This is a genomic window from Paenibacillus sp. FSL M7-0656 (assembly GCF_038003225.1).
GTDB classification, from domain to species: domain Bacteria; phylum Bacillota; class Bacilli; order Paenibacillales; family Paenibacillaceae; genus Paenibacillus; species Paenibacillus amylolyticus.
Window position 1 is genome coordinate 4,115,877 of the sequence record NZ_JBBOOT010000001.1, and the last position, 12,305, is coordinate 4,128,181.

General features: G+C 48.1%; 6 protein-coding genes and 3 rRNA genes. 1 reads left to right on the forward strand and 8 read right to left on the reverse strand.

The window, feature by feature from the left end; translation table 11 throughout:
- Positions 1-52: 52 nt before the first annotated feature.
- The 5 genes from guaB to MHI01_RS18300 all read right to left on the reverse strand — a co-directional run bounded on the left by guaB (position 53) and on the right by MHI01_RS18300 (position 7,851).
- Entirely contained in the window at positions 53-1,510 is a 1,458-nt protein-coding gene (guaB, locus tag MHI01_RS18280; protein ID WP_036607306.1) for an IMP dehydrogenase, read from the reverse strand.
- A gap of 367 nt (positions 1,511-1,877) precedes the next feature.
- A 5S ribosomal RNA gene (gene rrf, locus MHI01_RS18285) occupies positions 1,878-1,994 on the reverse strand.
- A gap of 76 nt (positions 1,995-2,070) precedes the next feature.
- Positions 2,071-4,996 (reverse strand): 23S ribosomal RNA (locus tag MHI01_RS18290).
- Between the two features lie 310 nt (positions 4,997-5,306).
- Positions 5,307-6,859 (reverse strand): 16S ribosomal RNA (locus MHI01_RS18295).
- Together the 16S, 23S and 5S rRNA genes form the textbook arrangement of a ribosomal RNA operon.
- Before the next feature lie 440 nt (positions 6,860-7,299).
- A complete protein-coding gene (locus MHI01_RS18300) occupies positions 7,300-7,851 on the reverse strand; it encodes a hypothetical protein (RefSeq protein ID WP_127551168.1) in 552 nt (183 codons plus the stop codon).
- A gap of 86 nt (positions 7,852-7,937) precedes the next feature.
- Here MHI01_RS18300 and MHI01_RS18305 point away from each other — a divergent pair, with 86 nt between their 5' ends.
- Positions 7,938-8,528: a TetR/AcrR family transcriptional regulator gene (locus MHI01_RS18305; protein ID WP_340983793.1), complete on the forward strand. Its 591-nt coding sequence runs from the start codon at positions 7,938-7,940 to the stop codon at positions 8,526-8,528.
- A gap of 85 nt (positions 8,529-8,613) precedes the next feature.
- Here MHI01_RS18305 and MHI01_RS18310 read toward each other — a convergent pair whose 3' ends face one another.
- From MHI01_RS18310 to greA, 3 genes are all read right to left on the reverse strand, one after another.
- The gene (locus MHI01_RS18310) at positions 8,614-9,951 is read right to left on the reverse strand and encodes a TrkH family potassium uptake protein (RefSeq protein ID WP_036606097.1); all 1,338 of its coding nucleotides are present in this window, start codon (positions 9,949-9,951) and stop codon (positions 8,614-8,616) included.
- 204 nt (positions 9,952-10,155) lie between these two features.
- The gene (gene lysS, locus MHI01_RS18315) at positions 10,156-11,667 is read right to left on the reverse strand and encodes a lysine--tRNA ligase (protein WP_036606098.1); all 1,512 of its coding nucleotides are present in this window, start codon (positions 11,665-11,667) and stop codon (positions 10,156-10,158) included.
- Positions 11,668-11,783: 116 nt separating this feature from the next.
- Positions 11,784-12,263, reverse strand: coding sequence for a transcription elongation factor GreA (gene greA / locus MHI01_RS18320; protein ID WP_036606099.1), 480 nt, complete (start codon positions 12,261-12,263; stop codon positions 11,784-11,786).
- Positions 12,264-12,305 lie beyond the last annotated feature (42 nt).

Sequence of the window (12,305 nt, forward strand, 5' to 3'; positions counted from 1 at the left end):
GACCCGGTGAAAATCACCGAGCCTGTCCTGGAAATGATTAACTCTCTTCAGATTACAACGAGTAGTTAGGTGCTTCTTTTGTAATCTGTACATCATGCGGATGACTTTCGCGCAGTCCCGCACCTGTAATTCGGATAAAGCCTGTATCGTTACGAAGTTGCTCCAAGTTACTTGTACCACAGTATCCCATACCCGAACGCAGACCACCAATCAGTTGGTGGATCGTATCAGACAATGGTCCTTTGTAAGCGACACGACCTTCGATTCCTTCCGGAACCAGTTTCTTGTCATCATCTTGGAAGTAACGATCTTTACTACCTTGTTTCATTGCAGCCATTGAACCCATACCGCGGTATACTTTGTAGCTACGTCCTTGGAAGATTTCAGTTTCTCCCGGGCTTTCTGCTGTGCCGGCAAACAAACTTCCCAGCATCACCGCGTGTGCGCCTGCAGCCAGTGCCTTTGTAATTTCACCAGAATATTTAATTCCGCCATCCGCGATAATGGGAACTCCATATTCGCGTGCCACTGTAGCACAATCGTACACTGCAGTTACTTGAGGTACACCAATACCAGCGATAACACGTGTTGTACAAATCGAGCCTGGACCAATACCGACTTTGACTACCGAAGCCCCTGCTTCGATCAGGTCACGAGTGGCAGCGCCAGTAGCGACGTTACCTGCAACGATGGTCAGACTAGGGAAACGTTCACGAAGCTGACGTACAGCTTCAATGATATTGATGTGGTGTCCGTGAGCCGAGTCTACCGTAATCAGGTCGACACCAGCTTGTACCAAAGCATCAGCACGTTCAAATGTATCTTTGGAAATACCAATCGCTGCACCAACCAACAAACGTCCTTGAGCATCTTTGGCTGCATGAGGGAATTGAATGGCTTTCTCAATATCTTTAATCGTGATAAGACCTTTCAACGTGTTTGTCTCATCAACTAATGGAAGTTTCTCAATCTTGTGCTTCTGAAGGATACCTTCAGCTTCTTGCAGTGTAGTGCCAACAGGAGCGGTAACCAGATTCTCATGAGTCATGACTTCGCTAATTTTAATGCCGTAATCATGAATAAAACGCAAATCGCGGTTGGTCAAAATACCAACCAGCTTCTGATCTCCTTCAATAATAGGTACACCGGAGATCCGATATTTCGCCATTACTGCTTCCGCATCAGATACCAGATGATCTGCCGTCAGTGAGAACGGGTTTGTAATAACACCACTCTCCGAACGCTTAACACGATCTACTTCTTCTGCCTGTTGTTCAACCGACATATTTTTATGAATAATACCGATACCGCCTTCACGTGCAATGGCAATAGCCAATGTCGCTTCAGTTACTGTATCCATACCCGCACTGATCAAAGGAATATTTAGCTTTACAGTATCACTCAAACGAATAGATACATCTACTTCTTTAGGCAGTGTCTCGGATTTCCGTGGCACTAGCAATACATCATCAAAGGTGAGGCCTTCCTTACCAAATTTATCTTCCCACACGCAAGTGTTCCTCCTTATGTTTGCTCAGCTTTACGGTCCAAAACCCGAAGATTCCAGGCTGTATTTTACGCCGAAAATACGTTTTCTGAAAAATTTATTATTGCCATCTTAGCAAAGCGATATTTAGACTGTCAAGGAAAAGTACTTGGTTATATCAGGTGTATTGCCTGATGAACACAACTGTTTTTCCAGAGAGGACAAGTCTAGTTATTACGCAAAAAAACGTCAATTCGTATCGAATAACGTTACATGTATACATCCTATTGTGCTGATAAATTAACAAATTCAATCTGTATTTTAATCCCATACTGCATAATAAAACTATATAATAAAAACCACCACCGAATAACATCGGCAGTGGTTCTTTGCTTGGCGGCGTCCTACTCTCCCAGGACCCTGCGGTCCAAGTACCATCGGCGCTAGAGGGCTTAACGGTCGTGTTCGGGATGGGTACGTGTGGAACCCCTCCGCCATCGCCACCAAACGCGTAGCTTACATTTCAGAGTTGTTGTTCTCTGAAAACTAGATTCGAAACGAAACATGCGAATTACAACTTGCTATTGGATAAGCCCTCGACCGATTAGTACTGGTCAGCTCCATGCATTGCTGCACTTCCACCCCCAGCCTATCTACCTCGTCGTCTTCAAGGGGTCTTACATACTGGGAAATCTCATCTTGAGGGGGGCTTCACGCTTAGATGCTTTCAGCGTTTATCCCGTCCGTACATAGCTACCCAGCGGTGCTCCTGGCGGAACAACTGGTACACCAGCGGTACGTCCATCCCGGTCCTCTCGTACTAAGGACAGCTCCTCTCAAATTTCCTACGCCCACGACAGATAGGGACCGAACTGTCTCACGACGTTCTGAACCCAGCTCGCGTACCGCTTTAATGGGCGAACAGCCCAACCCTTGGGACCTACTTCAGCCCCAGGATGCGATGAGCCGACATCGAGGTGCCAAACCTCCCCGTCGATGTGGACTCTTGGGGGAGATAAGCCTGTTATCCCCAGGGTAGCTTTTATCCGTTGAGCGATGGCCCTTCCATGCGGTACCACCGGATCACTAAGCCCGACTTTCGTCCCTGCTCGACTTGTAGGTCTCGCAGTCAAGCTCCCTTATGCCTTTGCACTCTTCGAATGATTTCCAACCATTCTGAGGGAACCTTTGGGCGCCTCCGTTACTCTTTAGGAGGCGACCGCCCCAGTCAAACTGCCCACCTGACACTGTCCCCGCACCGGATTACGGTACCAGGTTAGAACCTAGATACGATCAGGGTGGTATCCCAACGTTGCCTCCACACAAGCTGGCGCTCACACTTCAAAGGCTCCCACCTATCCTGTACAGATCGTACCCAAATTCAATATCAAGCTGCAGTAAAGCTCCATGGGGTCTTTCCGTCTTGTCGCGGGTAACCTGCATCTTCACAGGTATTAAAATTTCACCGGATCTCTCGTTGAGACAGCGCCCAAGTCGTTACGCCATTCGTGCGGGTCAGAATTTACCTGACAAGGAATTTCGCTACCTTAGGACCGTTATAGTTACGGCCGCCGTTTACTGGGGCTTCGGTTCACAGCTTCGGATTGCTCCTAACCACTCCCCTTAACCTTCCAGCACCGGGCAGGCGTCAGCCCGTATACTTCGCCTTACGGCTTCGCACAGACCTGTGTTTTTGCTAAACAGTCGCTTGGGCCTTTTCACTGCGGCCCCCTCGTGCTATTCACACTACCGGGGCACCCCTTCTCCCGAAGTTACGGGGTCATTTTGCCGAGTTCCTTAACGAGAGTTCTTCCGCGCGCCTTAGAATACTCTTCTCGCCTACCTGTGTCGGTTTGCGGTACGGGCACCATCACCTGGCTAGAGGCTTTTCTTGGCAGTGTGAGATCATGACCTTCGCTACTATAATTTTCGCTCCCCATCACAGCTCAGCCTTACAATGTGCGGATTTGCCTACACATCAGCCTTACTGCTTAGACGGACATCCATCAGTCCGCGTCACTACCCTACTGCGTCCCCCCATTGCTCATAACGGCTTACGGTGGTACAGGAATTTCGACCTGTTGTCCTTCGACTACGCCTTTCGGCCTCGCCTTAGGTCCCGACTTACCCTGAGCGGACGAGCCTTCCTCAGGAACCCTTAGGCTTTCGGCGGATCAGATTCTCACTGATCTTTTCGTTACTCATACCGGCATTCTCACTTGTATAATGTCCAGCGCTCCTTACGGTACACCTTCAACCCTTATACAACGCTCCCCTACCCCTGATGCAAAGCATCAAGCCATAGCTTCGGTGGTGTGTTTAGCCCCGTTACATTTTCGGCGCAGAGTCACTCGACCAGTGAGCTATTACGCACTCTTTCAATGATGGCTGCTTCTAAGCCAACATCCTGGTTGTCTGTGCAACTCCACATCCTTTCCCACTTAACACACACTTGGGGACCTTAGCTGATGGTCTGGGCTGTTTCCCTTTTGACAATGGATCTTAGCACTCACTGTCTGACTCCCGGAAGTAAGTCTATGGCATTCGGAGTTTGACTGAGCTTGGTAACCCTTGCGGGCCCCGCACCCAATCAGTGCTCTACCTCCACGACTCTGTTTTCCGAGGCTAGCCCTAAAGCTATTTCGGGGAGAACCAGCTATCTCCGAGTTCGATTGGAATTTCTCCGCTACCCCCACCTCATCCCCGCATTTTTCAACATGCGTGGGTTCGGGCCTCCAGTGCGTGTTACCGCACCTTCACCCTGGACAGGGGTAGATCACCCGGTTTCGGGTCTACGTCCACGTACTCATTCGCCCTATTCAGACTCGCTTTCGCTGCGGCTCCGGCTCTTCACCTTAACCTTGCACGGGAACGTAACTCGCCGGTTCATTCTACAAAAGGCACGCCATCACCCCTAAAACGGGCTCTGACTTTTTGTAAGCACACGGTTTCAGGTTCTATTTCACTCCCCTTCCGGGGTGCTTTTCACCTTTCCCTCACGGTACTGCTTCACTATCGGTCGCTAGGAAGTATTTAGCCTTGGCAGATGGTCCTGCCGGATTCATACGGGGTTTCACGTGCCCCGCACTACTCGGGATCCGTCTCGGAGGGAACAGACTTTCAACTACAGGGCTTTTACCTTCTTTGGCGGGCCTTTCCAGACCTCTTCGCTTAACCGGTTCCTTTGTAACTCCATGTGAGACGTCCCACAACCCCAAAGAGCAAGCTCTTTGGTTTGGGCTTCTCCGCGTTCGCTCGCCGCTACTGACGGAATCACTATTGTTTTCTCTTCCTCAGGGTACTTAGATGTTTCAGTTCCCCTGGTATGCCTCTACACAACCTATGTATTCAGTTGTGAGTAACTGGAAATTACCCCAGCTGGGTTTCCCCATTCGGACACCCCCGGATCAAAGCTTGCTTACAGCTCCCCGAGGCAGTTTCGTTGTTCGCCACGTCCTTCATCGGCTCCTAGCGCCTAGGCATCCTCCGTGTGCTCTTAGTAGCTTAACCATTTTGTTCCGGTTTCGGTCGCTCGCTTCCCTTGTTTTGCTTGCGCAAAGCCAAAAGTCGCTCTCACCCGATACCCTCACAAAAGCAATTTAACTACCTTTATACACTTGACTTGTTTGCACAAGTTCAGCTTAAAGGAATGTTCTAATTCGCGTTTGTTTCGTTTCGATATCTAGTTTTCAAAGAACAAGCTCCATGCAAAAGCAAGCTGTTTTGAGAGTTTGAGCTCTCAAAACCGAACAACGAGTGAGTGTTTTGCAGCTAAGCTGCATATTTGAATGTTTCCGTTGCAGGAAACGATTCTCCATAGAAAGGAGGTGATCCAGCCGCACCTTCCGATACGGCTACCTTGTTACGACTTCACCCCAATCATCTATCCCACCTTCGGCGGCTGGCTCCTTGCGGTTACCCCACCGACTTCGGGTGTTATAAACTCTCGTGGTGTGACGGGCGGTGTGTACAAGACCCGGGAACGTATTCACCGCGGCATGCTGATCCGCGATTACTAGCAATTCCGACTTCATGCAGGCGAGTTGCAGCCTGCAATCCGAACTGAGACCGGCTTTGTTGGGATTGGCTCCATCTCGCGATTTCGCAGCCCGTTGTACCGGCCATTGTAGTACGTGTGTAGCCCAGGTCATAAGGGGCATGATGATTTGACGTCATCCCCACCTTCCTCCGGTTTGTCACCGGCAGTCTATCTAGAGTGCCCACCCGAAGTGCTGGCAACTAAATATAAGGGTTGCGCTCGTTGCGGGACTTAACCCAACATCTCACGACACGAGCTGACGACAACCATGCACCACCTGTCTTGAATGTTCCGAAGAAAAGGTACATCTCTGCACCGGTCATTCAGATGTCAAGACCTGGTAAGGTTCTTCGCGTTGCTTCGAATTAAACCACATACTCCACTGCTTGTGCGGGTCCCCGTCAATTCCTTTGAGTTTCAGTCTTGCGACCGTACTCCCCAGGCGGAGTGCTTAATGTGTTAACTTCGGCACCAAGGGTATCGAAACCCCTAACACCTAGCACTCATCGTTTACGGCGTGGACTACCAGGGTATCTAATCCTGTTTGCTCCCCACGCTTTCGCGCCTCAGCGTCAGTTACAGCCCAGAGAGTCGCCTTCGCCACTGGTGTTCCTCCACATATCTACGCATTTCACCGCTACACGTGGAATTCCACTCTCCTCTTCTGCACTCAAGTCACCCAGTTTCCAGTGCGATCCGGGGTTGAGCCCCGGGATTAAACACCAGACTTAAATGACCGCCTGCGCGCGCTTTACGCCCAATAATTCCGGACAACGCTTGCCCCCTACGTATTACCGCGGCTGCTGGCACGTAGTTAGCCGGGGCTTTCTTCTCAGGTACCGTCACCTTGAGAGCAGTTACTCTCCCAAGCGTTCTTCCCTGGCAACAGAGCTTTACGATCCGAAAACCTTCATCACTCACGCGGCATTGCTCCGTCAGGCTTTCGCCCATTGCGGAAGATTCCCTACTGCTGCCTCCCGTAGGAGTCTGGGCCGTGTCTCAGTCCCAGTGTGGCCGATCACCCTCTCAGGTCGGCTACGCATCGTCGCCTTGGTGAGCCGTTACCTCACCAACTAGCTAATGCGCCGCAGGCCCATCCCCAAGTGACAGATTGCTCCGTCTTTCCAGTTTCCTTCAGGCGAAGAAAACAATTATTCGGTATTAGCTACCGTTTCCGGTAGTTGTCCCAAACTTGAGGGCAGGTTGCCTACGTGTTACTCACCCGTCCGCCGCTAACCATCAGAGAAGCAAGCTTCTCTTCAAGTCCGCTCGACTTGCATGTATTAGGCATGCCGCCAGCGTTCGTCCTGAGCCAGGATCAAACTCTCCAATAAAGTATTGAAAAGAGCGATAAGCTCATTTTGAATCTGACGAGATTAAAAATCTCATTTGTGCTCCAGCCGATTCAAACCAAGGCTTGTCTCAAACTTTCGCGTTCATTCTGCAAGCAGAATGTTTACTCACTCGTTGTTCAGTTTTCAAAGATCAAACTTATTTTCGTTACCGAATGTCGTTCTCTTCAGCAACTCTTATATCATAACACTTCCGAACCAACTTTGCAAGCTCTTTTTTTAAGTTTCTTTCGAAGCTTATTTCATTTGCTTGCCGCACCGTCTAAACCGTGTTTTCTTGGCCGGAATTAGAATATACCATGTACAGATATTGAATGCAAGTCTTTTTTTAAAACTATATTAACAATCGGTTTGACCTAATACGGACGTACATATGGGTATTCTCCCAACTTAGCAAGTTCATACACACGTCCATTTTTACTTTACCGTTTAACATTCCTAGCAGGAACCTTTCTTGGCCACAAACTGTAACTAAAGCTTATCAGAAAATCAATACCGAGTATCAATCCCCACACTCTGATCAGATTATTGAAGACAGCTGTACGTTCAGCATCTCCAATCCACCATATCATGGCCAATAAAAAAGCACTTCCTATAGCCCAAGCCAATAGATGTCTAAACCATCCACTACGCTCACGACTCGCATGTTCTCTACCATATAACTTGTTACTACGAGGGTTTTCTCCACCTTTGAACCAATATAGGAAATATCGATCCGCCCAAGCGATCATCTGGTGACCATAGGCAATGCTTACTCCTATATACACCGCAGCTATACCATGAATCATACTTGCTGTAGCTCCTCGCTGTAGATCCATAACTGTAGCTACCAGCAATAACAGATCGATAACCGGCGTCGCCATTAACAAACCGATGCCTATTCGCTTCATGCCAAGGAGATACCTGACACTCAGACCTGCGAACACAAACACCCAAAAGGCAATCTCACAACCTATAATGAAATAACCAATCATTTCAGCCTCTCCTTTTTTGATACAAATGTATTAAATATAATTTAGCACGTGTGTACTATAATAATCAACAGTGATATAATATGCCTATGCCTAAAATTGTTGATCACGATAAACAGCGCGTGCTCGTGGCCGAGGCAGCTTGGCGTATTATACGAAGAGATGGCATGGAACAGGCCTCTGTTCGGAATATTGCTGAAGAAGCTGGAGTTTCGGTCGGTTCGATGCGTCACTACTTTTCTACTCAATCGGAACTACTACGATATGCCATGAATTTGGTATCTGAACGGGTGTCTCATCGAGTCCAAAAAATGTCCTTCACCGGCTCTCCCATGGACAATATGAAATGCCTATTGCTCGAATTCTTACCAAACACAGAAGAAAAACTGGCCGAAATGGAGGTGTGGTACGCTTTTACAGCCAGATCGAAAACCGATCCTAGACTCAAAGAACTTGCTAATACCGTATATGATGAACTCAGACAAGCTGTAGGCTCTGTTATCACCTACCTGATAAAGCTCGACCTCTCCAGACCCGATCTGGACAAAGAACTGGAGATCGAGAGATTGTATGCACTGGTAGATGGCTTAGGCATACATACCGTGCTTAGACCGGATCAGATGAATGCCAAGCTCATGGACGATGTTCTCACTTTGCATCTTGCTTCCTTGTGCCGTTAAACCAAAAAAACCGCAGCACATTCGTTGTGACTAAGGCCCGTTACGATAACAGGAGTTAGTTCTGAATGTCTGACGGTTTTTCTTTTTATCCGATAATGATCCGGCCCTCCGGATGACGATACAGTTTCTTCTCTTTGCGCGGACGAAGGGCATACGCGATGGTTAATGGCCCGATCCGACCTACAAACATGGTAAAGGTAATGATGATTTTTCCCCAATTGGTCAACTCATCAGTCACTCCCACAGAAAGACCCACGGTACCGATTGCGGATGCAGCTTCAAACATCAGTGAAAGGAATGGCGCATCCTCTGTCGTAAGCAGAAGCATCACCACGATCATGAATATGATCAGAGAAACCATAATAATGGTCAACGCCCTCATCAGCAGTTCTTTCGGAACACGCTGGCGGAAAAACACAATATCCTTATTTCCCCGAATCATGGCATACACCGCACCAATCATGATCAGGAATGTAGTCGTCTTGATTCCGCCCCCGGTCGATCCTGGGGAAGCCCCGATAAACATCAGCAGAATGAAGAAGAATTGGGTAGCCTGCCTCATCTCCGTGATATCGATTGTGCTCGTTCCCGACGAACGTGTAGAGACAGACTGGAAGAAGGACGCATAGATCTTCTCGCTCCATGTGAGTGAAGCCAGTGTATGTCCATTGGTGAATTCGAAAACAAACAACACAATCGCTCCTATACCGATCAGCGCTCCGGATACAGACAGCACCAGTTTGGACTGAAGAGACAAACGGCGGCGTTTGCGATACTCGAACAGATCATTTAATACAACAAAACCCAGTCCACCAGAGACAACGAGCACAGAAGCAGTCACATTGAATATCCAGTCTCCGGTGTAGTATTGAAAGCTGTTGCCGAACAAATCAAAGCCGCCATTATTAAACAATGAAACGGAATGAAATATTCCATAGTATACGGCCTGACCCAATGGCATCTCCGTTGCCCAGCGCAGCGCAAGTATGACAGCAGCCACCCCTTCAATGGTAAAGGAGAAAATCAACACCTTGCGGATAATGCGTACTATCCCTTCCATACTGTCTGCATTAATGGCTTCTTTGAGTAATAACCTGTCCTTGAGTGAGATTCGCTTGCCCAATACAAGCGCAAAGAGGGTAGCCATGGTCATGAATCCGAGTCCACCAAGCTGCATCAGTACCATAATGACGATCTGACCAAACAAATTAAAGGTCGTCCCTACATCCACAACGACAAGTCCAGTTACACATGCGGCAGAGGTTGATGTAAAGAGCGCGTCAATAAACGCCAAATGCATACCGCTTTGGTTGGAGATTGGCAACATGAGAAGCACCGTTCCAATCGCAATGATAAGCAGAAAACCACCGACCAGAATTAACGGAGGAGATAAGAATTTGGCAAAGTGAAGCCTGAACTTCATGAAGGGCACCTCTTTTAACAAAAATACGAACAGGTTAATCTAACAATTTCAAGACGCGGTGTTACCCTAATGTTGTGCTGTGAGCAAGGGCCTTCTGACAAACTTTATTTTTAGCGTCTATGTAAACCTAAAGAGGAACTTGCCCCAGCATGATACTGAACGGCAGGTTCCTCTTCTATTATGAACGTATCCTACGTTCCTTATTTAATCTTGCGTACGAGGACGCATGTGCGGGAAGAGCAGTACGTCACGAATCGACGGGGAGTTGGTAAGCAGCATGATCAGACGATCAACCCCGATTCCCAATCCGCCTGTTGGTGGCATACCATATTCGAGCGCACGGATGAAGTCGTCATCCATCTCATGAGCTTCGTCGTTCCCATGTTCTTTCTCCAGCATCTGTGCTTCAAAGCGCTGACGCTGATCGATTGGATCATTCAGCTCTGTGAAGGCATTGGCATGCTCGCGTCCAACGATGAACAATTCGAAGCGATCCGTGAAACGCGGATCTACATCATTTTTCTTCGCCAGTGGTGAGATTTCAAGAGGATGTCCCATAATGAATGTCGGTTGAATCAACGTCTCTTCTACAAATTCTTCAAAGAACGCGTTCAGAATATGACCAAATGTCATATGTTTTTCAACCGGAACCTTATGTTCCTTCGCCAAGTTGTGTGCTTCCTCATCCGTCATGTGTACGGAGAAGTCTACGCCTACAACTTCCTTAACTGCATCCACCATCGTAACACGGCGCCACTGTGGCGTAAGATCTACTTCATAATCTCCATACTGGATCACTTGCGTACCCAGTACTTCCTGTGCAATATGAGCAACCAGGTTCTCCGTCAATTGCATAATATCCTTGTAGTCGGCATATGCCTCATACAATTCAATCATGGTGAACTCCGGATTGTGACGTGTGGACATACCTTCATTCCGATATACACGGCCAATCTCATATACCTTCTCCAGTCCGCCAACAATCAGACGTTTCAGGTGAAGTTCAATCGCAATCCGCATGTACAGTTCCATATCCAGCGCATTGTGATGAGTGATGAATGGACGTGCTGCCGCTCCTCCTGCGATCGTATGCAACGTAGGTGTTTCCACTTCCAGATATCCAAGGGAATCCAGGTAACGACGCATCGATTGAATGATTTTGGAACGTGCGATAAAGGTCTGTTGTACGTCCGGGCTCATAATCAGGTCAACATAACGCTGGCGGTAACGCAGCTCTACGTCAGTGAGACCATGGAATTTATCCGGAAGCGGATAGAGCGATTTGGACAGCACTTCAATATCTTTCACTTTGACTGAAGTTTCACCTGTTTTGGTCTTAAAGATCACACCCGTTACCCCAACGATATCGCCAAGGTCCAGCAGGCTAAATGCCGCATACTTGTCTTCAGGCACGCTATCCTGACGAACATAGATCTGGATTCTGCCGCTCAGGTCCTGAATATGTGCGAAGCTTGCTTTACCCATTCCCCGCTTCGCCATAATCCGTCCGGCAATACTGACTTCGATGTGCTTCTCTTCCAGCTCTTCCTTGGTCAGTTCTTCATACTTCTTCAGAATGGAGCCGGCTTCTTCGGTACGTACGTATTTTTGGCCAAAAGGGTCGATTCCCAATTTGCGGAGCTCGTCCAATTTGTCACGGCGAATTTGTAAAAGCTCGCTAAGTTCGGTTTCCTGATTCAAGACTTCATCCGTCATGATCTGTATTCATCTCCTTATTTACATTGCAGGCATCGCGAGAGGTCGTTTTTCCTCTAATGTTGAAAAAGCTTCCCTAAGGAAGCTTTTGTTTACCGTGCCCAACTGCTTCGTTGCTATAGCTTTTTAATGTCCATAATTTTATATTGAATTACGCCAGCAGGCACACTTACATCAACAACTGTACCTTTTTTCTTGCCGAGAATCGCTTTACCTACAGGGCTCTCGTTCGATATCTTGTTCTGAAGCGGGTCTGCCTCAGCAGTACCTACAATTGTATATTCCGTGATGTCGCCAAACTCCAGATCTTCTACAGTGACGGTTGCACCCACGCTTACGGCATCGGTATCGATCTCGTCGCTGTTAATAATCCGCGCGTTACGAAGCAATTTCTCCAACGTGATTACACGTCCTTCGATGAAAGCTTGCTCATTCTTCGCGTCTTCGTATTCAGAGTTTTCACTGATATCTCCATACCCGATGGCTACCTTAATCCGTTCAGCCACTTCGCGGCGCTTCACTGATTTCAATGTTTCCAATTCTTCTTCCAGCTTCTTGAGTCCTTCTGGTGTAAGGATAACTTCCTTGTCGCTCATCTCAACCGATTCTCCTGTCATGGGAATAAATTTGATTGTACG